This window comes from Thioclava indica (assembly GCF_000714545.1).
Classification (GTDB): Bacteria; Pseudomonadota; Alphaproteobacteria; order Rhodobacterales; family Rhodobacteraceae; genus Thioclava; species Thioclava indica.
In genome coordinates this window covers 397938-422094 of sequence record NZ_AUNB01000001.1, presented here as the reverse complement: position 1 = coordinate 422094, position 24157 = coordinate 397938, and the positions used below count along the sequence as shown (strand labels likewise).

The window sequence follows — 24157 nt, the reverse complement described above, 5'->3', positions numbered from 1 at the left end:
GATTGACGAGTCAATAAACATATTCTACCTGAGACGAAACTGCAAACCGTCAAAGAACGAGAGACACAGATGCCCAAGCTTGGAGCAGAGCCTATACGGCGCGCGGCGCTGGTTAAAGCCACGATTGAGACAGTGGGCGATGCTGGCTCGCTGGATGTGACGGTGGCGCAGATTGCGCGGCGTGCGGGGATGTCGTCGGCGCTGGCGCATCATTACTTTGGCTCGAAAGAGCAGATTTTTCTGGCTGCGATGCGCTCGATCCTGACGCTTTACGGGGCCGAGGTGCGTGGCGCGCTGGCCACGGCGCGCAGCCCGCGCGACCGGGTGCGCGCTATTGTGATCGGGTCGTTTGCGGCCGGATCGTTTCGCGGCGAGGCGATTTCGGCCTGGCTCAATTTCTACGTTCTGGCGCAATCGAGCGATGCGGCGCGGCGCTTGCTGGGGGTGTATCAATCGCGGCTGCGCTCGAACCTGCTGTGCGGGTTGCGTCCGATTGTGGGCGCACGGGCCGAGGCCGTGGCCGAAGGTTTGGGCGCGCTGATCGATGGCGTCTATATCCGCGCTGCACTGGCGGGGGGCGCGTTGGATCGCCAGCACGCCTGCAACATGGTGCTGGCGCATCTGGAAAAAGAATTGGAGGACGGGCAATGAGAGCGCAACCGAAAGCGAGCCATTTCGTCAATGGCGACTGGATGGAAGACGCGGCGGGCGAGGTGATCGAGGTCACCTATCCCGGCACGGGCGAGGTGATCGCACGGCTGCATGCGGCCACGCCTGCGGTGATCGAGGCGGCGCTCTCGGGGGCTATCGCGGCGCAAAAGGATTGGGCTGCGTGGCGTCCGGTAGAGCGTGCGCGCGTGTTGACCCGCGCCGTGGCGATCATTCGCGAACGCGCCGAGGACCTGGCGCAGCTTGAGACGCTGGATACCGGAAAACCGATTCAGGAGACGCGCGAGGCCGATTGGCCCTCGGGGGCGGAGGCGCTGGAATATTTCGCGGGGCTTGCACCCACGCTGACAGGCGAGACGATGCCGCTTGGGGGCGATTTCGCCTATACCCTGCGCGAGCCTTTGGGTGTTTGCGCCGGGATCGGTGCGTGGAATTACCCCAGTCAGATTGCCTGCTGGAAGGCCGCGCCTGCGCTGTCCACCGGCAATGCGATGGTGTTCAAACCATCTGAGGTGACGCCGCTTGGCGCGCTGCAACTGGCCGCGATTTTCATCGAGGCCGGGATGCCTGCGGGGCTGTTCAACGTGGTGCAGGGGTACGGCGCGGTGGGCGCGGCGCTGGCCAGCGATCCACGTATCGCCAAGGTCTCGCTGACGGGATCGGTGCCCACGGGGGCCAAGGTTTACACGGCGGCGGCGGCGGGCATGAAACATGTCACGATGGAGCTGGGCGGGAAATCTCCGCTGATTATTTTCGACGATGCCGATCTGGATAGCGCCGTGGGCGCAGCGATGCTGGCGAATTTCTATTCTTCAGGGCAGATCTGTTCCAACGGCACGCGGGTGTTTGTGCAAAAGGGCATTAAGGACGCGTTTCTGACGCGTCTGGCCGAGCGCACGGGGCGTATCAAAGCGGGTGATCCGCAAGACGAGACCACGCAATTCGGGCCGCTGATTTCAGCCGCACAGCGCGACAAGGTGCTGAGCTATATCGAAAGCGCCAAATCCGAGGGTGCGCGGCTGATTTGCGGCGGCGCGCAGGGTAATGAGGGGCCGCTGTTCGTGCAGCCCACGGTGTTTGCCGATGTGGCTGACAGCATGACCATCGCGCGCGAGGAGATTTTCGGGCCCGTGATGTCGGTGCTTGATTTCGACGATGAGGCCGAAGTGATCGCGCGCGCCAATGACACGCAGTTCGGACTGGCGGCGGGGGTGTTTACCGCTGATCTGGCGCGAGGGCATCGCGTGATCGGGCAGTTGCAGGCGGGCACCTGCTGGATCAACGCTTATAACCTGACACCGGTGGAAATGCCCTTTGGGGCGGTTAAGGGGTCAGGCTTCGGGCGCGAGAATTCGCGCGCTGCCGTTGAGCATTATACGCAGGTGAAGTCGGTCTATGTCGGCATGGGGCCGGTTGAAAGCCCGTATTGAGGCGCGTTTTGAGGTCGCCGGGGCGCTGCCCCGGACCCCGGAGTATTTAGGGCCAGATGAAAATGAGAACGCAGGCTGAATTTGTGATTGTGGGGGCTGGCTCGGGCGGGTCGGCTTTGGCGTATCGTCTGGTTGAGGCGGGGCGTGATGTTGTGGTGATCGAGCATGGCGGGTCCGATGCTGGCCCGTTTATCCAGATGCCCGGTGCGCTGAGCTATCCGATGAATATGGCGATGTATGACTGGGGGTTTGCCAGTCAGCCAGAGCCGGGGCTGGGCGGGCGCAAGCTTGCCACGCCGCGCGGCAAGGTGTTGGGCGGATCGTCGAGCGTCAACGGGATGGTTTACGTGCGTGGTCATGCCCGCGATTTCGATCATTGGGAAGAGAGTGGCGCGCGGGGCTGGGGCTTTGCCGATGTGCTGCCCTATTTCAAGCGGATGGAGCATTGGCATGGCGGCGCGTCTGAGTGGCGCGGGACGTCAGGGCCGCTGCATGTGACGCGCGGGCCGCGCGCCAACCCGCTATTTGATGCGTTTATCGCGGCGGGGCAGCAGGCGGGCTATCCGGTGAGCGAGGATTATAACGGCGCGCGCCAAGAGGGTTTTGGCCCGATGGAGGCCACGATTTACAAGGGGCGGCGGTGGTCGGCGGCCAATGCGTATCTGCGCCCGGCGCTGAAGACCGGGCGGTTGCGTATCGTGCGGGCCTTGGCGCGGCGCGTTGTGTTTGAGGGTAAGCGCGCGGTGGGCGTTGAAGTGGAGCGCAAGGGCCGTGTCGAGGTGATCTCGGCGCAGCGCGAGGTGGTGCTGGCGGCCAGTTCGATCAATACGCCCAAGCTGTTGATGCTGTCGGGGATTGGTCCGGCGGATCACTTGCGCGAGCATGGGATTGAGGTGTTGGCCGATCGTGCAGGCGTGGGGGAGAATCTGCAAGATCATCTTGAAATTTATATGCAATTTGCCGCGAAAGAGCCGATCACCCTGTTTCGCTATTGGAACCTTGCGGGCAAGGCTTGGGTCGGGGCGCAATGGGTGTTGGGCAAGCGCGGGCTTGGCGCGTCCAACCAGTTTGAGGCTTGTGGATTCATTCGCTCGGATGCGGGCATCGACTATCCTGATATTCAATATCATTTCTTGCCGATTGCGGTGCGTTATGACGGGCGCGCGGTGGCCGAGGGGCACGGGTTTCAAGCGCATGTCGGGCCGATGCGCTCGAAATCGCGCGGCTCGGTGCGTTTGGCCAGCGCTGATCCGGCGGAGGCGCCCGAGATCCGGTTCAACTACATGAGCCATCCCGATGATTGGGCAGAGTTTCGCAAGTGTATCCGGCTGACGCGCGAGATTTTCGAGCAGCCCGCGATGGCTGCCCATGTCGCACGCGAGATCCAACCGGGCGCGGATGTGCAGAGCGACGATCAGATTGACGCCTTCATCCGCGAGCATGCGGAGAGCGCCTATCATCCCTGCGGCACCGCGCGGATGGGGGCGGTCGATGACCCGGGCGCGGTGGTGGATCCTGAGGGGCGCGTGATCGGAGTGGAGGGGCTGCGGGTGGCGGATAGCTCGGTCTTTCCACGCATCACCAATGGCAATCTGAATGGGCCCTCGATCATGGTGGGTGAGAAAATCGCCGATCATCTGCTGGGTCGCGATCCGCTGGCGCGGGAAAATCTGCAACCCGAGATCGCGGCGAATTGGCAAGTGGCGCAGCGTTGAAGGGGCGTTAACCTCTCGCTACGAAATAGGTTGATCTTGCGCGGCGCTCCTACCATATGTGGGAAATGTTCAGGTTTTGTTTACTTTTGTTGGCGATGCTGTCGCCGGCCGTGGCCTCAACCATTTCGGGGGTGCCTCGGGTCGTGGATGGCGACACTTTGGTGGTTGAGAACACGCGTGTGCGGTTGTTTGGCATTGATGCGCCGGAATCAAAGCAGACCTGTGAGGGGGCTGCTGGCACGGCTTGGTCTTGTGGGGCGGCGGCGACGCAGGATTTGCGCGATCTCGCCAGCCAAGGGGTGCGCTGTTCGGGCAAGGAAGAGGATCGCTACGGGCGTTTGATTGCGGTGTGTTATGCGGGCGGGCGCGATCTGAACGCGGCGATGGTGGCGCGCGGGGCGGCCTTTGCCTATCGCAAATATTCGATGGCCTATGTGGGCCAAGAGGCCGAGGCGAAATCCGCGCGGCGCGGAATTTGGCAAGGCCGTGCAGAGCGGCCTGATCAGGTGCGCGCGCAAAAGCGCGCAGATGCGACGCAACCGCCGCCGAATCCGGGATGCGCGATCAAAGGAAATATTTCTACGCGCGGGCATCTCTATCACCTGCCGGGGATGCGGTCATATGACGCGACGCGGATCAACAGCCGCAAGGGTGAGCGCTGGTTCTGTTCGGAAGCGCAGGCGAAGGCGGCGGGATGGCGGCGCGCGGGGGGCTGACTTGACGCGCATCAAGGTGGCGCGGTAACCGCTGCGCTAGAATCAATCTGATTTGATGGAGAGGGAGACGACATGTCTAATACGCCGCACACGCTGCAAGAAGAATTTCCGCAACAGCTTGAGCAATTGCACGCTTTGAAAATCTCGAACGCGCATTTTGCAAAGCTGTTGGAAGACTATGACGTGCTGAACGATCAGGTGCATCGCGCCGAGACCAACGTTGATCCGGTTGATTCGTTGACCGAGACCGAACTGCGCAAGAAACGCGCTGCGGTGAAGGACGAGATCGCTCGGATGTTGAGCGAAGCCGCCGTCTGATTACGACGTTTGATGCCGGATAGAAATGCGCCTCGGGGGAGACCTCGGGGCGCTTTTTTTACGCGATATCGTAGGGCAAAAGGCCGCGATGGTCGGGATCTACTTGCAAGCGGCGTTCTAGCGGGGGAACCGAGCGCTGGTGGCAGTTTTTGCGCTCGCAAATCCGGCATGAAATCCCGATGGGTTCGTAGGCCTTCGGGTTGCCCAGTTCCATATCGTCGGCATAAATCAACCCCTGCGCGTGGCTAACTTCACAGCCCAGACAAATCGCGTAGCGCCGCACGGGAGCGGTGAAGCTGCCGCCGGGTTTGGATACGTCGCGCGCAAGGCAGAGATAGCGCATCCCGTCGGGCGTCTCGGCCAGCTGACGCAGGAAACGTGTTGGCGTTTCAAAGGCTTGATGGACATTCCACAGTGGGCAGGCTCCGCCAAACCGGGCGAATTGCAGCCGTGTGGCAGAGTGGCGTTTGGTGATCGTTCCAGCCTGATCGACCCGCACAAAGAAGAAGGGGATGCCCTTGGCGCCGGGGCGTTGCAGGGTGGAGAGGCGGTGGGCGACTTGCTCGATTGAGGCGGTGAAAATGTCGCAAAGCCGTTCAAGATCGTGGCGGGTGTCTTGGGCGGCGGCAAGGAAGGGACGGTAGGGCAGCAACGCCGCGCCGGCGAAATAGTTCGCGAGACCGATTTTCGCGATGGCGCGCGCGGTGTCCGATTGAAAGCGCGCAAGGTCGAGCGTTGCCTCGAGCAGTTCGTTTTGGGTGATCAGCGCGACCTGATGCAGCAGTTGGAACGCCTGCGTTGGTTTGCCGACATGGGCGTTGATTGCAAGGCGGTCGTCATCAAGTGCGCGCAACGGCCCGATGTCGGAAAACTGCACTTTTATGCCCCGCTGGGCGAGGGTCTCGATCGCATGAGGGATGGGCTCTAACCGTGTGCCATTGGGGCAGGAATAGCGTTCAGCCGCGCGATCCACCGCGTCGATGTAATTGTCGCAATAGTGAAAGAAGTCGCGCACCTCTTCCCACGGGCTCATGACCATATGCGGACCGTCGCGGCCTAATGCTTCGTCTAGCGAGGCAAGGCGTTCATGGGTCTGGCGATAGGCGCGGTGCATTTCCAAGAAAGCGCGCGCGAGGGCGGGGGCATTTGAGGCGGCAAGGCGCAGATCGGCCAGTGGCGGTGCGCCGTCAGAGAAGATCGGATCGGCCAAGGCCTCGCGCATATCCGACACAAGACGCTCGGCATCGCCTGCTGACAACTCGGTCACATCAAGGCCAAATTCAGAGGCCAGCGCGAGCACCACCTGCGCCGAAACCGGGCGGTGATTGTTTTCCATCTGGTTGAGATAGGGCAGCGAGACACCGAGTCGTTCGGCAAAGGCCTTTTGCGTCAGGCCCAGACGGGTGCGGGTTTCGCGCAGCTTCACCCCGGCATAGAGTTTCTGAATTGCCATCATGCCCTCCCTTTGCAAATCGGTTTGTATCTTTGCAAATCATCGTCGTCAAACGCCGCGCGCGGTTTGTTGCCAAGGCATGGCGCTCAGTTCACCGTGGCGAGTTCGCAATTTTGCAATTAGCTAAATAGTCTCTGGCAAGGTTTTGCAAATTTTCTGAAATCCCCTTTGTAACGGCGGTGCGCTTGTATATTGTGCGTTAAAATATTCGGAGGACCCCCATGCGAGACATCCTGGAAGAGCTTGAAGACCGGCGCGCGCAGGCGCGGTTGGGTGGCGGTGAAAAGCGCATCGAGGCGCAGCACAAAAAGGGCAAGCTGACCGCGCGCGAGCGAATCGAATTGCTGCTGGATGAGGGCTCTTTCGAAGAGTTCGATATGTTCAAAACCCATCGCTGCACCGATTTCGGCATGGATGAGAGCAAGCCTTACGGCGATGGCGTGGTCACCGGTTGGGGCACGGTCAACGGGCGCATGGTCTATGTGTTCAGCCAGGATTTCACGGTGTTTGGCGGCTCGCTAAGCGAGACCCATGCCGAGAAAATCTGCAAGATCATGGATATGGCGGTGCAAAACGGCGCGCCTGTGATCGGGATCAACGATTCGGGTGGCGCGCGCATTCAAGAGGGGGTGGCCTCGCTGGCCGGTTATGCCGATGTGTTCCAGCGCAATATTATGGCCAGCGGCGTTGTGCCTCAGATCAGTCTGATCATGGGGCCGTGCGCGGGGGGCGCGGTGTATAGCCCGGCGATGACCGACTTTATCTTTATGGTGAAGGACAGCTCGTATATGTTTGTCACCGGCCCGGACGTGGTGAAAACCGTGACGAATGAGGTGGTTACGGCGGAAGAGCTGGGCGGGGCCGGCACGCATACCAAGAAATCTTCGGTCGCGGATGGGGCCTATGAGAATGATGTCGAGGCGCTGATCGAGACGCGCCGCCTGATCGATTTCCTGCCGCTCTCCAATCGCGAAAAGGCCCCCGTGCGGCCCTTCTTTGACGACGTGGATCGCATCGAGGCCTCGCTGGATACGCTGATCCCGAGCAATCCGAACTCGCCTTACGACATGAAGGAGCTGATCCAGAAAATCGCCGATGAGGGCGATTTCTTTGAGATCCAAAAGGACTTCGCGGGCAATATCATCACCGGCTTTATCCGCCTTGAGGGGCAGACGGTTGGGGTGGTTGCGAACCAGCCGATGGTGCTGGCAGGCTGTCTGGATATCGATTCCAGCCGCAAGGCCGCGCGATTCGTGCGTTTCTGCGATGCGTTTGAAATTCCGATCCTGACGCTGGTCGATGTGCCGGGCTTTTTGCCGGGCACGGGGCAGGAATATGGCGGCGTGATCAAGCATGGCGCGAAGCTGCTGTTTGCCTATGGCGAGGCGACGGTGCCGAAAGTCACGGTGATCACGCGCAAGGCTTATGGCGGCGCGTATGACGTGATGGCCTCCAAACATCTGCGCGGCGATTTCAACTATGCCTGGCCCACCGCCGAGATCGCGGTGATGGGTGCCAAGGGCGCGGTTGAGATTTTGTATCGCAGTGAGCTGGGCGATAAGGACAAAATCGCGCAGCGCACCGCCGATTATGAGCACCGCTTTGCCAACCCGTTCGTGGCTGCGGAAAAAGGCTTTATCGACGAGGTGATCCAGCCGCGCTCGACCCGGCGGCGCGTGGCGCGGGCGTTTGCCTCGCTGCGCTCGAAAAAGTTGACCAACCCATGGAAGAAGCACGATAATATTCCGCTGTAAGGGGATGTGATGGGGCGGATCGAGTTCGGTTTCAGGGCGCTTATTCCCGGTCTTTTGGTCGGGGTGATGCTGGGCCATCCGGCGTTTGCCCAAGATCTGCGCGAGGTCAGCCCTGTGCCTGATTACGGGGTGGTGATGCATCCCGACGATCTGGAACCCGGCGATGGGCCAAAAGGCACGCAGGGCAAGGCGATTGCGGTGCCATCAGGGCAAAAGATTTGGTGGATTGATGTGATTCATACGGCTCAGGGGACGCAAGGATTGACCTATCGGTTTCGCTTTCTCGCGCCGCAGATTGGCGGGCGCAGTCCGCTTAGCCCCGACATCGCTTTGGCCGATATCGCGGCGCTGTGCGAGACATGGGTCGCCCCGCGTATCGCGCGCCCCGCGCCCGAGCCTGCGGAATTGGTCATTAGCCTGTCGGATCGAATCGTGCCCTTTGGCGAGGTCGATCACGCGGCAACACAGTATTTCGACACGTTTTCTGTCGATGAAGGAAAATGCGAATGGCAGTTCTTTTAACAGCAATGGGGCAGGGCGCGGCGATCACGCATAAATCGCGCTTTCGTGATCCGGTTTTGCGCGCTAACCTGTCGTCGGGGAAAGGGAATCCGATCCCCCAAACGAAACCGGATGCGGCTGGTGCTGCCCGAACGGGTCAGACCGTGTCCTTGGACAGGAGAACGACATGTCGAAACTTCTCATTGCACTGTCACTGGTTGGCTTTGTCGCAGCTTGCGCGCCCAAGCCCGAGCCGATGCCCGCAGCGCCGGTCACCGAAGAGCCGGTCTATACCGGTAAGTATAAGTAAGACTGTCCTGGGACGGGGGATTTTCCCCGTCCCGGTCACCGCCCGCGCGTTCGCCCGTTCTGTCGTGGAGGGCGCAACATGCTGAAACATCGCGGTTTTCCTGGGCGTTTGCCCTCGACTGATTATCAATTCACGATCCGGCGCGCCAACAAAAAGGGCGCGACCAAGATCATCAAGCGCGAGCGCTATGCCGACCGCGCCCCGGCGGATCGCAAGGCCGACGCCGGGTTTATGGCAGCGCTTTGGGCGCAGTTCGGCGAGGAACCGTTCGAGCGGGGCAATCTGGATGCCGGGCGCATCAGCTGGTTGTTTGGCCGCGAAGTGGTGCCCGCAGAAGATCCGTTTGATCCCGAAAGCTATGAGGCGATGCTGCGCATTGACGCCAAGCGCGCCGAGGCGGCCTTTCCCGAGGTCTTTGCTGACCCTGCCAGCTTTGTTTTTGACGATGAAGATGATGAGGATTGGGCATGATTTCGCCGCTCACCCCATATGAATGGCGGCAAATCGCCGAACCTGAGGGAGTGTGCAATTTCGCCTTTGCAATCGAGGCGTGCAGCGGTCAGGTTAAGGATGTGGCTCGCTTAGTCCCCAACCCCTGCGAGCCACGACTTACTATCCCTACCCCTTCCCTTTCTCTGCGGCCTGATCTTCGGGTCAGGTCGCAGCTTTCTTTTTCAGGGCGGGTCAGGAAAAGGGCGAATCGGCGGGGCTTTGCCGATGGGGGGTCGCATCCAAAATTTGCGTTGGCTTTTCACGGTTTTGCGATAGAATCGCGGGCAATAATAATCGCTCACAGAGGCAGTATCCTATGCGCAAAACCCCGATTCTCATTCTCATCGCAGGCCTTGCGCTTGCAGGTTGCATGCAAACCGACGGTCAGCGCGCGCTGGCAGGGGCCGCAGGCGGTGCCGTCATTGCCGACGCAACCGATAACAACGTCGTCGCGGGCGCGGCGCTTGGTGCGCTTGCCGGCACCTATTGCGACGACGCGGGCGTGTGCACGCGCAGCTACTAAGACACATCTGAACGGGCCTTCGGGCGCGCAGGATTTCGTGAAAGCCGTCATTGGGGCCAACCGCCCCGGTGGCGGTTTTTCTTATTTCTCATCTCAAGATCACGACAGACGGGGCCGTGCGCGCAAGGCGTGGGCACTCGAGGGGAAGGACCGGACATGTTCAAGAAAATCCTGATTGCAAACCGCGGCGAGATTGCTTGCCGGGTCATAAAATCCGCGCAGAAGATGGGCATCAAGACGGTTGCCGTCTATTCCGATGCGGACCGTCACGCGCTGCATGTGCAGATGGCCGATGAGGCGGTGCATATCGGTCCCGCACCTGCGAATCAGTCTTATATCGTGATCGACAAGATCATGGACGCGATTCGCCAGACCGGGGCCGAGGCGGTGCATCCGGGTTACGGGTTTCTGTCGGAAAACATGAAATTCGCCGAGGCGCTTGAGAAAGAGGGCGTCGTCTTTATCGGGCCGCCTTCGGGCGCGATTGAGAAGATGGGCGACAAGATCACCTCGAAAAAGCTGGCCAAAGAGGCGGGCGTGTCCACAGTTCCCGGTTACATGGGGCTGATCGAGGATGCCGATGAGGCGGTGAAAATCAGTCGCGAGGTTGGCTATCCGGTGATGCTCAAGGCCAGCGCCGGCGGCGGCGGTAAGGGCATGCGCATCGCGTGGAATGACGAAGAGGCGCGCGAGGGGTTCCAGTCGTCCAAGAACGAGGCGGCGAATTCCTTTGGCGATGACCGGATTTTCATCGAGAAATTCGTCACGCAACCGCGCCACATTGAAATTCAGGTGCTCGCCGACAAGCACGGCAATTGCGTCTATCTGAACGAGCGCGAATGCTCGATCCAGCGGCGCAACCAGAAGGTCATCGAAGAAGCGCCGAGCCCGTTCCTGGACGAAGCCACGCGCAAGGCGATGGGCGAGCAATCGGTCGCGCTGGCGAAGGCGGTGAATTACACCAGCGCGGGCACCGTCGAATTCATCGTCGATGGCGACCGGAATTTCTACTTCCTCGAGATGAACACCCGCCTTCAGGTGGAACACCCGGTGACCGAGCTGATCACGGGCATTGATCTGGTCGAGCAGATGATCCGCGTCGCCGACGGGGAAAAACTGCCGATGAAACAAAGCGATATCGGGATCAACGGCTGGGCGATTGAAAGCCGCCTTTACGCCGAAGATCCCTACCGTGGTTTCCTGCCGTCGATTGGCCGTCTGACCCGCTACCGTCCGCCTGTTGAGGGCAAGACGCAGTCTGGCGGCATCGTGCGCAACGACACTGGCGTTTACGAGGGCGGTGAGATTTCGATGTTTTACGACCCGATGATCGCCAAGCTGTGCACTTGGGCGCCGACTCGCGCCGAGGCGATCGAAGAGATGCGTCTGGCGCTTGATACGTTCGAGGTCGAGGGCATCGGGCACAACCTGCCGTTCTGTGCCGCCGTGATGGATCACGAGCGGTTTGAAACCGGCAATATCACCACCGCCTTTATCGAAGAGGAATATCCCGAAGGATTCGAGGGGGTTACCCTGTCCGAAGATATTCTGTGTCGCGTTGCGGCTGCCACAGCGGCGATGGAACGGGTGGCGGAGATCCGGCGCACGAAGATCTCGGGGACGCTGGGAAATCACGAACGCAAGGTCGGCAAAGACTGGGTTGTGTCGCTGCAAGATCAGGATTTCAAACTGCTGATCAAGGCCGACAAGCAGGGCTCGACTGTCGTGTTCGAGGACGGCACCGAGATGCGCGTCGAAAGCGATTGGACGCCGGGCGATCCGCTGGCCAAGCTGACGGTCGATGGCGCGCCGCTGGTGCTCAAGGTCGGTAAAATCCCGATGGGCTTCCGGATTCGGCTGCGTGGGGCGGATCTGAAGGTGCATGTGCGCACGCCGCGTCAGGCCGAATTGGCGCAGCTGATGCCGGTGAAGCTGCCCCCCGATACGTCGAAATTCCTGCTCTGCCCGATGCCGGGTCTGGTGGTGAAGATCAGCGTCTCTGAGGGCGACGAGGTGCAAGACGGTCAGGCGCTGGCCACGGTCGAGGCGATGAAGATGGAAAACATCCTGCGCGCCGAACGGAAGGGCCGCGTGAAGGCGATCAAATGCGAGGCCGGTGCCAGCCTTGCGGTCGACGAAATCATCATGGAGTTCGAATAAGATGCGTGCCGCGCTGCGACAGACGGGTTTGGGCCGCTTGGCCCTGTCCGCTGTGGCGGCGCGTGTTTTGTTGGCGTGCAGCACTGGAGGGGCCGATGCGATCCGCTAGCCTCGCCTATTGCTGTGCGCCGTTGCGAATCTCCTCGCGCCGGATCGGCATTTTGTCGATGGAGCGGATGATCTCGCGTGCGTCCCACGGGCGGGGTTTGCGCAGATTGACGGTGCCGTCTTTGGCGATGATCACCAGCGAGAACCCGCGCGGACGCAGCTTAAGGCGCACTGACGAGGGTGGGTTTGGCGCGGTGTCGGCAATCACCATTACATCGCGCGCGGCCAGTTCCGGCCAGCGCTCTTCGAGCAGGCGCATCTGGTCTTTGAATGCGGGGTCAAACGGGCTGTCGGCAAAGACCACGATCGGCCGTTTTTGCCAGATCAACGCGTCAAGCGAGGCATCAGCCCCTGAAATTGGGGCGAACCCAATTTCGTCCTGCGTCCCGGCCTCGGGGGCAGGCACGGGCACTGTGGCAGCGGGCGTCGCGGGCACCGGTGTGTCTTGCGCAAAGCCCGCGCTGCCAAGGCACAGCGCCAAAAGGGCCGTCATTACAAAGGGTCGTCTTGGGGTCATGCGCTGCTCTCCTGCCCAAGATATAGGGGCGCAGGGGCGCTCGCACCACGTCCCATCGCGCCAATTTTCGCAAAATTTGCACTTTAAGCACGTCGCAAGACCTTTCTGCGCACACTCGTCGTCGGGTGAAACGGGTTTGGCGCGTCGCGCGCCAGGCCGCAGAAATCGGGGGCGTGGAATGGAAGTCATTCTGCATATCGGGGCGCATCGCACCGGCACGACGGCTATGCAGGCGTGGTTGCTGCAAAATGCCGATGCTTTGGCGGCCAGTGGCACGGCCTATTGGGGGCCGGACCGCACGCGTGCGGGGCTGTTTTCGGGGCTGATCAAGCGCCCCGATCTGGTGACGCCGCAAGATGGACAAAACGCGGGCCGCATCCGTATGGCCATCGCGATGGAGCTGGACCGGCTGTCAGATCAGGGCATGAAACGGCTGATTATATCCGAAGAAAACGTGATCGGCGCGATGCCACAATGCGTCGATATGCTGACGCTTTATCCTGATATGGCGGGGCGGATCGAACGTGTCGCGCGCGCCATCGGGCCGCAGTTGCGCCGGGTTGCGATCTCGATCCGGCGCTATGATATGTGGTGGGCCTCGGTGCTGGCGGTGTCTGTGGCGCGCGGCGCGCGAGTGCCGAATGCGCGCGCGCTGGCGCGTCTGGCGGGCCATCCGCGCGGCTGGCGGCAGGTGATTGGCGGGGTTTGGAACACGCTGGGCTTGCCGGTTTCGGTTTGGAGCCATGAGGGCATGGGCGCAGATCACCACGCGCAGCTTGGCGCGATGTTGCCGCGCGCGGCTCTGCCTGCGGGGCTGTATGAGCCGGGGCGTCGCGACAATGCCGCCCCGCGTCTTGCTGATTTGCACACGCGCCTGAGTGCGGCAGGGCAAGCGCCCGAGCGCACCGGTCAGACGCGTTGGATACCCTTTGAGGGGGCGCAGCGTGCCGCGATGGTGGCGCATTACCTAGAGGATCTCGCTTGGCTGCGCGCTGCGCCGCCGGGCATCGACTGGATGGACGTTTCAGCGCACAGCATGGGGGCCAACCCCGGCGCGCCGACAGAGGAAGAAGGACAATATCATGACCGACAAGCAAGCCGACTGGCGTAAGCTCGCCGAGAAGGAATTGCGCGGGCGCGCGATTGAGGATCTCAACTGGGAGACGCTGGAGGGGATCGAGGTCAAGCCGCTTTACACCGAGGCGGATACCACGGGCCTTGATCATCTGGGAACGATGCCCGGCATCGCGCCCTTCACCCGTGGCCCGCGCGCGACGATGTATGCGGGCCGCCCGTGGACGATCCGCCAATATGCCGGCTTCTCGACCGCTGAGGAAAGCAACGCGTTTTATCGCAAGGCGCTGGCGGCGGGGCAGCAGGGCGTATCGGTGGCCTTCGATCTGGCAACGCACCGTGGCTATGACAGCGACCATCCCCGCGTTGAGGGCGATGTCGGCAAGGCCGGTGTGGCGATTGACAGCGTCGAGGATATGAAAATCCTGTTTGACGGTATCCCGCTGGATAAAGTCAGCGTTTCCATGACGATGAACGGCGCAGTGATCCCGATTTTGGCGAACTTTATCGTCACCGGCGAAGAGCAGGGCGTGGATCGTTCGGTCCTGTCGGGCACGATTCAGAACGATGTTCTTAAAGAGTTCATGGTGCGCAACACCTATATCTACCCGCCTGAACCGAGCATGCGCATCATCGCCGATATCATCGAATATACCGCCGATGAGATGCCGAAATTCAACTCGATTTCGATCTCGGGCTATCACATGCAAGAGGCGGGCGCGAACCTTGTGCAGGAACTGGCGTTTACGCTGGCCGATGGGCGCGAATATGTGCGCACCGCTATCAATGCGGGGATGGATGTAGACCGGTTTGCGGGACGGCTGAGCTTTTTCTTCGCGATCGGGATGAATTTCTTCATGGAGGCCGCCAAGCTGCGCGCCGCCCGTCTGCTCTGGACCCGCGTGATGAGCGAGTTCAATCCGCAAAAGACGGGCTCAAGCATGCTGCGCACGCACTGCCAGACTTCGGGTGTGAGTCTGGCCGAGCAAGACCCCTATAACAACGTGGTGCGCACCGCCTATGAGGCGATGGCGGCGGCACTTGGGGGCACGCAATCTCTGCATACCAATGCTTTGGATGAGGCCATCGCGCTGCCGACCGAATTTAGTGCGCGGATCGCGCGCAACACCCAGCTGATCTTGCAGGAAGAGACCGGGATCACCCATGTCGTCGATCCGCTTGCGGGCAGCTATTATGTCGAAACCCTCACGGCGGAGCTGGCCGATAAGGCTTGGGCGCTGATGGAAGAAGTCGAGGAAATGGGCGGCATGACCAAGGCGGTCGCCACCGGCATGCCCAAGCTGCGCATCGAGGAATCGGCGGCCAAGCGTCAGGCGATGATCGACCGGGGTGAAGAGGTGATCGTGGGCGTGAACAAGTATCGTCTGGCGAAAGAGGACGATCTCGACATTCTTGATATCGACAACGTCAAAGTGCGCGACGGCCAGATTGCGCGGCTTGAAAAGATGCGCGCCACCCGTGACGAGGCGGCCTGTCAGGCGGCATTGGAAGAGATCACGCGGCGCACGAAAGAGGGCGGCAACCTGTTGGAAGCCGCTGTCGCGGCTGCGCGTGCGCGTGCCAGCGTAGGAGAGATTTCGATGGCGATGGAGGAAGAATTCGGCCGCCACCGCGCCGAGGTCAAGACGCTTTCGGGCGTGTATGGCGCGGCCTATGACGGCGATGAGGGCTTTGCCCAGATCCAGAAAGATGTCGAGGCGTTTGCCGAAGAAGAGGGTCGTCGCCCGCGTATGCTGGTCGTCAAGATGGGTCAGGACGGCCACGATCGTGGTGCCAAGGTGATCGCGACCGCATTCGCCGATATCGGCTTTGACGTTGATGTGGGGCCGCTGTTCCAGACACCTGACGAGGCCGCGCAGGACGCGATCGACAATGACGTGCATGTGGTGGGGATTTCCTCGCAGGCGGCGGGTCACAAGACGCTTGCGCCCAAGCTGATCGAGGCGCTGCGGGCCAAAGGGGCGGACGATATTATCGTGATTTGCGGCGGCGTGATCCCGCAGCAAGATTATGATTTTCTGAAGAAGGCGGGGGTGAAGGCGATCTTCGGGCCGGGCACGAATATCCCGCTGGCCGCGCGGGAGATTTTGGAAATCGTGCGCAAGACGCGCAGCTGAACACGGTAGGGTCGGGGGCGGATGCCCCCGGCTTTGCGTATCAAGGTGTTACAGGATGCGGTTTATATGGCCCATCTTGCGACCCGGTTTGACCTCGGCCTTGCCGTAAAGATGGATCTGTGTGCGCGGCTTGCTCGCCAGTTCAGGCACGCGGTCCATATCATCGCCGATCAGGTTTTCCATTTCGACATCAGCGTGGCGCGACCCGTCGCCCAACGGCCAACCGGTGATCGCGCGGATATGCTGCTCGAACTGATCCACGGCGCAGCCCGCCTGCGTCCAATGGCCGGAATTGTGCACGCGCGGGGCGAATTCGTTGACGATCAGCGCGTCTTTGGTCACGAACAGCTCGACCCCGATAACGCCGACATAATCCAGCTTGTTCAGTATCTTGGCCGCGATCAGCACAGCATCGGTGCGCTGGCTGGGCGAGATCGTGGCGGGCACGGTGGTGGTGTGCAATATACCGTTGCTATGCACGTTCTGGCCCGGATCAAAACAGGCAATCGCGCCATCCAAACCGCGCGCACCGATCACCGAAATCTCGCTTTGGAAGTCAACGAAGCCTTCGTAAACGGCGGGTGCGCCGGATAGCGAGGCCAGCGCGGCTTCGCCTTCTTCGGGCGCACGGATCACGGCTTGGCCCTTGCCATCATAGCCGAAACGGCGGGTTTTGAGGATCGCAGGGCAGCCGATTTCCGCAATCGCCTCGGCCAGATCAATACTGTCATCAACGGCAGCATAGGGCGCGGTCGACAGGCCGAGATCGCTCAGAAACGCCTTTTCGCGCAGACGATCCTGACTGATGGCCAACGCACGGCGGTTGGGCCGGATCGGTTTGAGCGTTTCCAGCAGATCCAACGCCGAGGTTGGCACGTTTTCAAACTCATAGGTAATCACATCGACGCTGGCGGCAAAGGCGCGCAGCGCGGCCTCGTCCTCATAGGCGGCGGTGGTCACAGCATGGGCGACATCGGCGGCGGGCGGGTTCGCGCCGGGTTCAAAAATATGGGTCTTGAAGCCAAGCCGCGAGGCCGCGACGGACAGCATCCGCCCCAACTGGCCACCGCCGAGAATGCCGATCACGGCGCCTTGCGCCAGCGTCTCAGTCATCTTGCGGCTCCTGCGGGATCGAGGCCGAGAGGGCTGCGCGCCACGCATCAAGGCGCTGCGCCAGATCGGGGTCGTTCAGCGCCAAAATGCCCGCCGCCATCAGCCCGGCATTGGCCGCGCCTGCCGCGCCAATCGCCATCGTGGCCACGGGAAAGCCCTTGGGCATCTGCACGATCGAATAAAGGCTGTCGACACCGGACAACGCGCGCGTCTGCACCGGAACGCCGATCACCGGAACGCGGGTTTTTGAGGCCATCATGCCGGGCAGATGTGCCGCCCCGCCAGCGCCCGCGATAATCACCTGCAAGCCGCGATCCACGGCCGTTTTGCCATAATCCCACAGCCGATCCGGGGTGCGATGGGCCGAGACGATGCGGCTTTCATAGGCCACGCCAAGCTCATCCAGAACAGTTGCCGCCTCTTTCATCGTGGACCAGTCGGACTGGCTTCCCATGATGATTCCCACTTTCACGCCCATAAAACGCCCTCTCGCAGATCAAGCGCGCACTATAGAAACCTGTGGCGTGGCGGCAAGCCCTGCGGCGGGCGTTTCGGGGCGCTTAGGCGATGATATCGGGGGTCAGTTGGTCTTCGATCCGCGCGATCTGATCTTTCAACGCCAGCTTTTGTTTTTTCAGCCGCACGAGGCGGAGCTGATCGGAATGCACGGCGCCGATCAGGGCGTGAATTGCCTCGTCCAGATCGCGGTGTTCGCGCTTGAGAACTTCAAGTTCCACGCGCAGCACCTCATCATGCTCCATCTCGATCCGAGCGTTCATATGTGCAAATCCGCTTGTGACTGACAAAAGGCCCGACTCAACAGGGGCGGGCAGGGGAGTCTTATACCAAATTCCTGCCTCTGCGGGAAAAAATCAACGTTAACGATAGGGGCGTGCCACTTGCGATGACATGCCGGGCTGCCCATATTTATAGCAACAGGGCTGCCGACGCGCGGGGCCCGTAGAATTGCAATGTCGCTTGGACAAGGGCTTGCCAGATGACGAAATTGAGTTTTGGGGCGCATCCCCATCTGTTGGGGTTTGACCAGTTGGAGCGCTTGGTAGAGCGCACCGCGAAAGCGGGCTCTGATGCCTATCCGCCTTATAACATTGAACAATGCAGCGAGGATGCGTTCCGTATAACGCTGGCGGTTGCCGGTTTTGGCGAGGGGGATCTGTCGATCACGCTTGAAGACCGTGCGCTGGTGATCCGCGGGCGTCAATCCGAAGAGGCGGGCGAGAAAGCCTATCTGCATCGCGGGATCGCCGCACGGGCCTTTCAGCGCAGTTTCGTGCTGGCCGATGGGGTCGATGTGGCAGGTGCGGCGATGGAAAACGGATTGCTGCACATTGATCTGATGCGCTCTGCACCGAACAAAATCGTGCAAACTATCCCGATAAAACGCGAATAAGGCAGGAGGACGCAGCTATGGAAACGAAATTCGACTTTGGCGGCGAGCGCGATGATCGCATCGTCTATATCCGCGAAGTGGCAGTCGTGGATTTGCCCCAAGAAATGCAAGATGAGTTGGTCGGGATTGACCATCTTTACGGTGTCCACAACGAGGATGGCGAGCGGTTGGCCTTGGTCAAGGATCGCAAGATGGCCTTCATGGTCGCGCGCGAGAATGACCTGGCGCCGGTTTCGGTGCACTAGGGTGCCACAGGGCGTGCGCTGCGGCGCGCGTCCAGCATCGAGATCGCAAAAGAGGCGGCCACGCAAAGCGTGAACAGATACAGCCCCCAGCCGGTCTCGATCCGCCCCAGACCAATGCCCTTGGCCACCACGATATAGATCGCGATCAGAAAAATATCGGCCATCGCGAGCTTGCCCAGCACGCCAAGCGCCGGGCGCAGCCGATCTGAGGCCAGATCAAACTGCACCAAGGCCAGCCCGATCACCTTCAAATAGGGCGCAAACAGCGCCAGAAACGTGACCGTCACGGCCAGAAACACATCCGTACCCCACAGGCTTTGCAGCCCCGACAGAACCGAAATCGTGTCTAGATCGAAAAACGGCAGCCAGCCTGCGCGCAACAGCGGCGAGGCCCAAGCGATGGGAAACAGGATCAACAGCGCCAGATTGGCGATTTTCAACATGAATCGGGCCGCACGTAAGGGCAAAAACAAGGGCGGAAACGCGAACCTGACCTGCCGTTATTTCTTGGGCATCGGCACGACATTGGGTTGCGTGTTATCTTCCAACTCGTAGCCGAGCGCGGGCAGGATGTCACGCAGATCACGCTCGAGCAGGTGGAACTGCTCGTTGACGCTGCGCTCTTCGGCCTCGACATCGGTGAGCCATGTGCGCAGCTCGTTGCAGGTGGTGCGCGCCAGTTTGAGCTGCTCTGACAGCTTGTCGGCCTCTTGCTGGCGCTGCTCCAAAAACGTCTTGGCGCGGTTGAGCTTTTTGTCGGAATAGACCCGCGCAAGATCACGGCTTTGCAGGCTCATCTGTGCGGCGAGTTCCAGCAATTCGGGTTCTAGCGCGCCCAGATCAGGGTGGCGGCGCAGATGGGTGATGCGTTCGCGCATGGCGTCAAACTCGCCCGACAGCGCAAAGGCCCCGCTGCGGTCAACCTCATGCGCGGCGCGATAGGCTTGGGCCACATCATCCATCGCGACGTGGAATTTGCGGTGACTGTTTTCAAGGCGCGAGACGCGTGCGGCGCTGGGCAGATAGAGCATCAGGATCAGACCCAAAGCGGCGAGACCCAGTTGCACCCACATCCCGAAATGCGGCAGCGGCGCGGTGCCGATTTGCGCCTCAACGCTGAGCCACGGGGCCAATCCCAAAGCCGAACTGGCCACCCAAAGCAGCGCCGCCAGCGCAAAGATGAACACCGCCGCGCTTAGCGCCTGACCCATCAGCGCGTGCAAACGCGTTACGGCTTCGCTGCCGCCCAAATTCTCTGTCATGTTAGCAACCCCCAGGCCCCTATGGGGTGAGTGTCGGCGAATATCCGCCCAAAATCAACTCTTGATTAAGGATCAACGGGTTCGGGGGCGATGTTGGTGTCATTTCGCGGCTGACTTAGCGCAGGGTCTCGATCGGGCCTTCGGCGCGTCCGTGGATGAATTGCTGGATGTAAGGGTCGGGAGTCGTGTCCAATTCCGCGATTGGCCCTTCCCAGCGGATTTTACCCGCGTGGATCATCGCCACGCGGTCGGCAATCGCGCGCACCGAGGTCATATCATGGGTGATGGTGATCGCGGTCGCGCCCATTTCGGTGACGATTTCGCGGATCAGTTCGTTGATGACGCCCGCCATAATCGGGTCGAGCCCGGTCGTGGGTTCGTCGAAAAAGATGATCTCGGGGTCTGCGGCGATGGCGCGCGCAAGGCCGACGCGCTTTTGCATCCCGCCTGATAATTCGGCGGGGAAAAGATCAGCGACATCCGCACCCAGCCCGACGCGGCGCAGCTTTTCGATGGCGATTTCGCGGGCCTCATCCTTGGGGCGCGCCAATGATCCGCGCAGCAGCCGGAACGCCACATTTTGCCACACCGGCAGGCTGTCAAACAACGCGCCGCCCTGAAACAACATGCCAAAGCGGGTGAGGAATGCCTCGCGCTCGCCCTTGGTGACGTCTTGGCCATCCAGCGTGATTTTGCCGCCATCGGGATGCACGAGGCCAAGGATGCATTTCAGCAGCACCGATTTGCCCGTGCCAGAGCCGCCGATGATGACGGTGGATTTGCCAGACGGCACGACCAGATCGACGCCGCGCAGCACCTGTTTCGGGCCAAAGGATTTGGTGAGGGCACAGATCTCGATCATGCGGAAAAGAACGCTTCGGTCAGCAGGTAATTCACCGTCAGGATCGCGACCGAGGCCGCAACCACAGCCGATTTCGTCGCCCGCCCCACGCCCTGCGCGCCGCGTTGCGAATTCATCCCGTAATAGCAGCCCATGATCGCGACGATAAAGCCGAACGCCGCGCCTTTGACCAGCCCCGAGCCGACATCCCAGAATTGCAGGAAATCCCAAGTAACCTTGAGATAGGTGGTCGAGTTAAACCCCAGTCGCGAGGTGCCCAGCATCCAGCCGCCCATGATCCCGATTATATCGCCAATGCCCACCAGAACTGGCACGCACAGCGTCGCGGCCAACATCCGTGGGACGGTGAGGTATTTCATCGGATCGGTCGAGAGCGTGGTGAGTGCGTCGATCTGCTCGGTGACTTTCATCGTGCCGATCTCGGCGGCGATGGAACTGGTGACGCGCGCCGCCACCATTAGCCCGCCCAGCACCGGTCCCAACTCGCGCACCATGCCGATCGCGGTGATCGAGGGCACGACTTGTTCGGCCGAGAACCGCGCGCTGCCCGCATAGATTTGCAGTGCCAGCGCGGCCCCCGTGAACAGCGCGGTCAACCCGACCACAGGCAGCGAAAGCCAGCCGATATTGAGACAAGCGCGCCAGAATTCCGCGATGTAGAACGGCGGGCGAAACAGATGGCTGATCGCCGATCCCGCAAACATCGCAAGCCGTCCTGCTGCTGCCATCAGCCCCAAGGTCGCGCGCCCCAGCGAGGCCAGCGGCGCGGTCAGGCTTGCGCTATTCATGTGCCGCGCTCGGTATAAAGGCGGGTGTAGCGCGGCCCCAGCGCGGTCAGGATTTCATAGCCAATCGTGCCTGCAATATCGGCCAGCGCGTCAATCCCCTGCGCGGGGCAGATCAGATCCAGCGTGTCGGGAACCTCGTCCAGATCAGTGACATCGGCGGTGATCAGATCCATCGAGACCCGCCCGCGCACCGGACAAGGCGCATCGCCCGCCCAAAGATCGCTGATATTGGACAACACGCGGTGAATACCATCGGCATAGCCCGCCGCAACGGTGGCGATCCTGGTCACACGTTCGGCCTGCCAAAGGTTGCCATAGCCCACGGTCTCGCCCGGCTGGACCTCGCGGGTCTGGATCACGGGCAGCGAGAGCGTCGCGACGGGCAGGGCTGCCTCGAACGGACGCCCGCCATATAACCCGATGCCGGGCCGCGTCAGGTCGAAATGATAATCCGGCCCCAGCAAAATCCCGCCCGTCGCCGAAAGCGAGCGCGTCACGCCCGTGCCATCGCTCATGTGTTTGAACGCGGCGAGTTGTTGCGCGTTCATCTCGTGATCGGGTTCATCGGCGCAGGCCAGATGGCTCATGATCAGGGCGGGGCTTTTGGCCAGCAGGGCAGGGGCGGCTTGCGCCCAATCTTCGGGTTCAAGACCAAGGCGGTTCATGCCCGTGTCGAGCTGCACGCCAAAAGGCGCATCGGGCAGGGTCTCAAACTGGCGCGTGATTTGATCGCGTGAATTCAAAACAGGCGTAAGATTGGCATCGCGCAGGGTTTCGAAATCTCCTGCCATATGACCCGACAGCACGAAGATCTGCGCATCCGGGCCAAGATAGGGGCGTAATCTTGCGCCCTCCTCGGCGATCGCGACAAAGAATGTGCGCGCGCCTGCGCCGTAAAGCGTTTGCGCCACACGCGCAGCGCCCAGCCCGTAACTGTCGGCCTTGACCACGGCGGCGGTGCGGGTGCCCGCGCCCGAGCGCGCATCCAGCGCGGTCCAGTTCGCAACCAAAGCGTCGAGGTCGATTTTCAATGATGCACTTGCCATGACTTCTTTTTCTGCGCGCGCGGCCCGAGGTCAAGCCCAAAGCATCACGGAAACCGCACGCCTGTCTCCAAACCTGCCTTGATCGCGCCCATGCCGCCCTGATGCGCCGCCCAGATCAGCACGGCGCAGGCAGCCTGCGCGTAAAGCCCGTTGTCACGCCCCGCGCGCGGTGCCCATTCAAACGGTGAGGCGGGCAGCTCGGGCGCGGGCAGGGCCTTGCACCGCTCAACGCTGATGCCGGGGTTGAGATAGCGCGGATCGTCCGAGATCAGCACCGACAGTCCCTCATCAAACCATGCGGGCATTTTGTGGCGGATCTGGCCAAGCGCGCCAAGTCTCGCGTGGGTTTCGGTATGGGCCAGCTCATGGGCGAGGATGGTTTCAGTCAGCCCGCGCGGGGCCAGTCGCACGATGGCAAGCGACCCGAGCGAATAGGTCACTGCCGCCGCGCCCCGTCCGCCAAGGCGGCGATTGCAGGCTTTCGTTGCGCAAGCGAGAATACGGATATGGGCGCGGCGCTCGGGGTAGAACTGCGCGACCTGCGCTTGGGCCGCTGATGTCATGGCGATCAAAGCCTGTCGCGCGGCTGGCGACATTTCCGCCTCGACATACAGTGTCGGCGAGGCACGTTCCAATCCGAAACAGCGCGGACAGATCCCGCCCGCCAGCACCGGATAAAACCACAAAAGCGCGCCCAAACCCAGCACGCCACCTGCGCAAATCGCCAGAAAAGATACTCGTAACGCACGCCACATATCGGCCATGATGGGCCAAGCGCGGCAATTGGCAAAGCCCTAGTCGCGGGCGCGGAAAATTTGTCGCAGCGCGCCGTGCAGCATCTGCACCTCGGATCGCGTCATGGCAAAGCGGGTCCACATGTTGCGCAGATTGCGCTTCATCATCGGGGCTTTCTCGGGGGGGGTGAAAAACCCGGCCTCGTCAAGACGGGTCTCAAAATGATCGCCCAGTTTCTCGACATCCTGCGCCGTCGCTGGGATATGGGCGGCCAGCCCCGGATCGCGCGGCGTGGCGTCCAGCGTGTGGCGCGAATACTCATACGCACTCAGCAACACCGCCTGCGCCAGATTGAGCGAGAAAAACTCGGGATTCACCGGCACTGTGATGATCGCATTGGCGCGGGTGATGTCGTCGTTTTCCAGCCCGGTGCGTTCAGGGCCAAACAGGATCGCCACCTTTTGCCCCGCCAGAATACGCTGGCGCGCTTCTAGCATCGCAGCCTCAGGGGTGTAGATCGGCTTGGCCAGTTCCCGCCCGCGTGCAGTGGTGGCAAAGACGAAATCGCAATCGGCGACCGCACCGGCCACATCGTCAAACACGCCTGCGAAATTCAGCACCTTTTCTGCCGCGCCCGACGCCATCGCCACCGCCTTGGGGTTGGGCCAACCATCGCGCGGGTCCACCAACCGCATCCGCGACAGCGAGAAATTCAGCATCGCGCGCGCCGCCGCCCCGATATTCTCGCCCATTTGCGGGCGCACGAGAACAAAGACGGGCTGGGTCGGCGCGGATGGGGCGGGATCGGGCATGGTCT

The 24157-nt window shown here is 61.4% G+C and carries 27 protein-coding genes; 15 read left to right on the top strand and 12 right to left on the bottom strand.

Annotated elements, in window-relative coordinates; translation table 11 throughout:
• Positions 1–69: 69 nt before the first annotated feature.
• From betI to DT23_RS02055, 5 genes are all read left to right on the top strand, one after another.
• Positions 70–651 carry a transcriptional regulator BetI gene (betI, locus tag DT23_RS02075; protein ID WP_038127588.1) on the top strand — a complete coding sequence of 194 codons (582 nt, stop codon included), beginning with the start codon at positions 70–72 and terminating at the stop codon, positions 649–651.
• Positions 648–2099: a betaine-aldehyde dehydrogenase gene (gene betB / locus DT23_RS02070; protein WP_038127586.1), complete on the top strand. Its 1452-nt coding sequence runs from the start codon at positions 648–650 to the stop codon at positions 2097–2099. The genes betI and betB overlap by 4 nt, the downstream gene beginning before the upstream one ends.
• Positions 2100–2161: 62 nt before the next feature.
• Positions 2162–3814 carry a choline dehydrogenase gene (gene betA, locus DT23_RS02065; RefSeq protein WP_038127801.1) on the top strand — a complete coding sequence of 551 codons (1653 nt, stop codon included), beginning with the start codon at positions 2162–2164 and terminating at the stop codon, positions 3812–3814.
• A 110-nt stretch (positions 3815–3924) separates the two neighbouring features.
• Entirely contained in the window at positions 3925–4530 is a 606-nt protein-coding gene (locus tag DT23_RS02060) for a thermonuclease family protein (RefSeq protein ID WP_338064210.1), read from the top strand.
• Positions 4531–4602: 72 nt separating this feature from the next.
• On the top strand, positions 4603–4848 hold the full coding sequence (locus tag DT23_RS02055; RefSeq protein ID WP_038127583.1) for an HP1242/YdcH family protein: 246 nt from the start codon (positions 4603–4605) through the stop codon (positions 4846–4848).
• A 58-nt stretch (positions 4849–4906) separates the two neighbouring features.
• On the opposite strand, the gene DT23_RS02050 is transcribed toward DT23_RS02055, so the two are convergent.
• Positions 4907–6301 (bottom strand): helix-turn-helix domain-containing protein, encoded by a 1395-nt coding sequence (locus DT23_RS02050; protein ID WP_038127796.1) that lies wholly within the window; start codon positions 6299–6301, stop codon positions 4907–4909.
• Positions 6302–6522: 221 nt separating this feature from the next.
• Between DT23_RS02050 and DT23_RS02045 the strand changes: the two genes are divergently transcribed.
• From DT23_RS02045 to DT23_RS02020, 6 genes are all read left to right on the top strand, one after another.
• Entirely contained in the window at positions 6523–8055 is a 1533-nt protein-coding gene (locus DT23_RS02045) for an acyl-CoA carboxylase subunit beta (RefSeq protein ID WP_038127582.1), read from the top strand.
• A 9-nt stretch (positions 8056–8064) separates the two neighbouring features.
• Complete coding sequence (locus DT23_RS02040; protein WP_240473522.1) at positions 8065–8577, top strand: DUF6497 family protein; 513 nt, start codon at positions 8065–8067, stop codon at positions 8575–8577.
• Between the two features lie 166 nt (positions 8578–8743).
• Complete coding sequence (locus DT23_RS20125) at positions 8744–8866, top strand: hypothetical protein (RefSeq protein WP_038127581.1); 123 nt, start codon at positions 8744–8746, stop codon at positions 8864–8866.
• A 78-nt stretch (positions 8867–8944) separates the two neighbouring features.
• Positions 8945–9337, top strand: a complete 393-nt coding sequence (locus tag DT23_RS02030) for a hypothetical protein (RefSeq protein WP_038127580.1) — start codon at positions 8945–8947, stop codon at positions 9335–9337.
• A gap of 337 nt (positions 9338–9674) precedes the next feature.
• Entirely contained in the window at positions 9675–9881 is a 207-nt protein-coding gene (locus tag DT23_RS02025) for a hypothetical protein (protein ID WP_038127574.1), read from the top strand.
• A 156-nt stretch (positions 9882–10037) separates the two neighbouring features.
• Entirely contained in the window at positions 10038–12041 is a 2004-nt protein-coding gene (locus tag DT23_RS02020) for an acetyl-CoA carboxylase biotin carboxylase subunit (RefSeq protein ID WP_038127573.1), read from the top strand.
• A gap of 115 nt (positions 12042–12156) precedes the next feature.
• Here the strand turns inward: DT23_RS02020 and DT23_RS02015 are convergent, their stop codons facing one another.
• Positions 12157–12666: a DUF4174 domain-containing protein gene (locus tag DT23_RS02015; protein WP_240473521.1), complete on the bottom strand. Its 510-nt coding sequence runs from the start codon at positions 12664–12666 to the stop codon at positions 12157–12159.
• Between the two features lie 178 nt (positions 12667–12844).
• Here DT23_RS02015 and DT23_RS02010 point away from each other — a divergent pair, with 178 nt between their 5' ends.
• Positions 12845–13777: a hypothetical protein gene (locus tag DT23_RS02010; protein WP_051696972.1), complete on the top strand. Its 933-nt coding sequence runs from the start codon at positions 12845–12847 to the stop codon at positions 13775–13777.
• Entirely contained in the window at positions 13749–15878 is a 2130-nt protein-coding gene (gene scpA, locus DT23_RS02005; RefSeq protein ID WP_038127571.1) for a methylmalonyl-CoA mutase, read from the top strand. Before DT23_RS02010 ends, scpA begins: the two co-directional genes overlap by 29 nt.
• A gap of 48 nt (positions 15879–15926) precedes the next feature.
• On the opposite strand, the gene DT23_RS02000 is transcribed toward scpA, so the two are convergent.
• From DT23_RS02000 to DT23_RS01990, 3 genes are all read right to left on the bottom strand, one after another.
• A complete protein-coding gene (locus DT23_RS02000; RefSeq protein WP_038127567.1) occupies positions 15927–16991 on the bottom strand; it encodes a 5-(carboxyamino)imidazole ribonucleotide synthase in 1065 nt (354 codons plus the stop codon).
• Positions 16984–17469 carry a 5-(carboxyamino)imidazole ribonucleotide mutase gene (gene purE / locus DT23_RS01995; protein WP_038127565.1) on the bottom strand — a complete coding sequence of 162 codons (486 nt, stop codon included), beginning with the start codon at positions 17467–17469 and terminating at the stop codon, positions 16984–16986. The genes DT23_RS02000 and purE overlap by 8 nt, the downstream gene beginning before the upstream one ends.
• Positions 17470–17551: 82 nt before the next feature.
• The gene (locus tag DT23_RS01990; protein WP_038127562.1) at positions 17552–17770 is read right to left on the bottom strand and encodes a YdcH family protein; all 219 of its coding nucleotides are present in this window, start codon (positions 17768–17770) and stop codon (positions 17552–17554) included.
• Between the two features lie 218 nt (positions 17771–17988).
• Here DT23_RS01990 and DT23_RS01985 point away from each other — a divergent pair, with 218 nt between their 5' ends.
• Both DT23_RS01985 and DT23_RS01980 read left to right on the top strand, forming a co-directional pair.
• The gene (locus DT23_RS01985) at positions 17989–18402 is read left to right on the top strand and encodes an Hsp20 family protein (RefSeq protein WP_038127560.1); all 414 of its coding nucleotides are present in this window, start codon (positions 17989–17991) and stop codon (positions 18400–18402) included.
• A 17-nt stretch (positions 18403–18419) separates the two neighbouring features.
• The gene (locus tag DT23_RS01980) at positions 18420–18647 is read left to right on the top strand and encodes a DUF1150 family protein (protein WP_038127559.1); all 228 of its coding nucleotides are present in this window, start codon (positions 18420–18422) and stop codon (positions 18645–18647) included.
• Here the strand turns inward: DT23_RS01980 and DT23_RS01975 are convergent.
• The 7 genes from DT23_RS01975 to DT23_RS01945 all read right to left on the bottom strand — a co-directional run bounded on the left by DT23_RS01975 (position 18644) and on the right by DT23_RS01945 (position 24152).
• Positions 18644–19090, bottom strand: a complete 447-nt coding sequence (locus tag DT23_RS01975) for a paraquat-inducible protein A (protein ID WP_038127557.1) — start codon at positions 19088–19090, stop codon at positions 18644–18646. The genes DT23_RS01980 and DT23_RS01975 overlap by 4 nt on opposite strands.
• Positions 19091–19147: 57 nt before the next feature.
• The gene (locus DT23_RS01970; protein ID WP_240473520.1) at positions 19148–19909 is read right to left on the bottom strand and encodes a DNA repair protein; all 762 of its coding nucleotides are present in this window, start codon (positions 19907–19909) and stop codon (positions 19148–19150) included.
• 115 nt (positions 19910–20024) lie between these two features.
• Positions 20025–20771 carry an ABC transporter ATP-binding protein gene (locus tag DT23_RS01965; RefSeq protein WP_038127555.1) on the bottom strand — a complete coding sequence of 249 codons (747 nt, stop codon included), beginning with the start codon at positions 20769–20771 and terminating at the stop codon, positions 20025–20027.
• Positions 20768–21559, bottom strand: a complete 792-nt coding sequence (locus tag DT23_RS01960; RefSeq protein WP_038127554.1) for an MlaE family ABC transporter permease — start codon at positions 21557–21559, stop codon at positions 20768–20770. The genes DT23_RS01965 and DT23_RS01960 overlap by 4 nt, the downstream gene beginning before the upstream one ends.
• Positions 21556–22605 (bottom strand): alanine racemase, encoded by a 1050-nt coding sequence (gene alr, locus DT23_RS01955; protein WP_038127551.1) that lies wholly within the window; start codon positions 22603–22605, stop codon positions 21556–21558. The genes DT23_RS01960 and alr overlap by 4 nt, the downstream gene beginning before the upstream one ends.
• A gap of 44 nt (positions 22606–22649) precedes the next feature.
• Entirely contained in the window at positions 22650–23369 is a 720-nt protein-coding gene (locus tag DT23_RS01950) for a hypothetical protein (protein ID WP_051696971.1), read from the bottom strand.
• Positions 23370–23399: 30 nt separating this feature from the next.
• Positions 23400–24152, bottom strand: coding sequence for an RNA methyltransferase (locus tag DT23_RS01945; RefSeq protein ID WP_038127549.1), 753 nt, complete (start codon positions 24150–24152; stop codon positions 23400–23402).
• Between the last annotated feature and the right edge of the window lie 5 nt (positions 24153–24157).

Excerpts from the sequence above, each read along its gene's own strand:
- betI (WP_038127588.1), top strand. The coding sequence starts at position 70 with ATGCCCAAGCTTGGAGCAGAGCCTATACGGCGCGCGGCGCTGGTTAAA.
- betB (WP_038127586.1), top strand. The coding sequence starts at position 648 with ATGAGAGCGCAACCGAAAGCGAGCCATTTCGTCAATGGCGACTGGATG.
- betA (WP_038127801.1), top strand. The coding sequence starts at position 2,162 with ATGAGAACGCAGGCTGAATTTGTGATTGTGGGGGCTGGCTCGGGCGGG.
- DT23_RS02055 (WP_038127583.1), top strand. The coding sequence starts at position 4,603 with ATGTCTAATACGCCGCACACGCTGCAAGAAGAATTTCCGCAACAGCTT.
- DT23_RS02050 (WP_038127796.1), bottom strand. The coding sequence starts at position 6,301 with ATGGCAATTCAGAAACTCTATGCCGGGGTGAAGCTGCGCGAAACCCGC.
- DT23_RS02045 (WP_038127582.1), top strand. The coding sequence starts at position 6,523 with ATGCGAGACATCCTGGAAGAGCTTGAAGACCGGCGCGCGCAGGCGCGG.
- DT23_RS02040 (WP_240473522.1), top strand. The coding sequence starts at position 8,065 with ATGGGGCGGATCGAGTTCGGTTTCAGGGCGCTTATTCCCGGTCTTTTG.
- DT23_RS20125 (WP_038127581.1), top strand. The coding sequence starts at position 8,744 with ATGTCGAAACTTCTCATTGCACTGTCACTGGTTGGCTTTGTCGCAGCT.
- DT23_RS02030 (WP_038127580.1), top strand. The coding sequence starts at position 8,945 with ATGCTGAAACATCGCGGTTTTCCTGGGCGTTTGCCCTCGACTGATTAT.
- DT23_RS02025 (WP_038127574.1), top strand. The coding sequence starts at position 9,675 with ATGCGCAAAACCCCGATTCTCATTCTCATCGCAGGCCTTGCGCTTGCA.
- DT23_RS02020 (WP_038127573.1), top strand. The coding sequence starts at position 10,038 with ATGTTCAAGAAAATCCTGATTGCAAACCGCGGCGAGATTGCTTGCCGG.
- DT23_RS02015 (WP_240473521.1), bottom strand. The coding sequence starts at position 12,666 with ATGACCCCAAGACGACCCTTTGTAATGACGGCCCTTTTGGCGCTGTGC.
- DT23_RS02010 (WP_051696972.1), top strand. The coding sequence starts at position 12,845 with ATGGAAGTCATTCTGCATATCGGGGCGCATCGCACCGGCACGACGGCT.
- scpA (WP_038127571.1), top strand. The coding sequence starts at position 13,749 with ATGACCGACAAGCAAGCCGACTGGCGTAAGCTCGCCGAGAAGGAATTG.
- DT23_RS02000 (WP_038127567.1), bottom strand. The coding sequence starts at position 16,991 with ATGACTGAGACGCTGGCGCAAGGCGCCGTGATCGGCATTCTCGGCGGT.
- purE (WP_038127565.1), bottom strand. The coding sequence starts at position 17,469 with ATGGGCGTGAAAGTGGGAATCATCATGGGAAGCCAGTCCGACTGGTCC.
- DT23_RS01990 (WP_038127562.1), bottom strand. The coding sequence starts at position 17,770 with ATGAACGCTCGGATCGAGATGGAGCATGATGAGGTGCTGCGCGTGGAA.
- DT23_RS01985 (WP_038127560.1), top strand. The coding sequence starts at position 17,989 with ATGACGAAATTGAGTTTTGGGGCGCATCCCCATCTGTTGGGGTTTGAC.
- DT23_RS01980 (WP_038127559.1), top strand. The coding sequence starts at position 18,420 with ATGGAAACGAAATTCGACTTTGGCGGCGAGCGCGATGATCGCATCGTC.
- DT23_RS01975 (WP_038127557.1), bottom strand. The coding sequence starts at position 19,090 with ATGTTGAAAATCGCCAATCTGGCGCTGTTGATCCTGTTTCCCATCGCT.
- DT23_RS01970 (WP_240473520.1), bottom strand. The coding sequence starts at position 19,909 with ATGACAGAGAATTTGGGCGGCAGCGAAGCCGTAACGCGTTTGCACGCG.
- DT23_RS01965 (WP_038127555.1), bottom strand. The coding sequence starts at position 20,771 with ATGATCGAGATCTGTGCCCTCACCAAATCCTTTGGCCCGAAACAGGTG.
- DT23_RS01960 (WP_038127554.1), bottom strand. The coding sequence starts at position 21,559 with ATGAATAGCGCAAGCCTGACCGCGCCGCTGGCCTCGCTGGGGCGCGCG.
- alr (WP_038127551.1), bottom strand. The coding sequence starts at position 22,605 with ATGGCAAGTGCATCATTGAAAATCGACCTCGACGCTTTGGTTGCGAAC.
- DT23_RS01950 (WP_051696971.1), bottom strand. The coding sequence starts at position 23,369 with ATGGCCGATATGTGGCGTGCGTTACGAGTATCTTTTCTGGCGATTTGC.
- DT23_RS01945 (WP_038127549.1), bottom strand. The coding sequence starts at position 24,152 with ATGCCCGATCCCGCCCCATCCGCGCCGACCCAGCCCGTCTTTGTTCTC.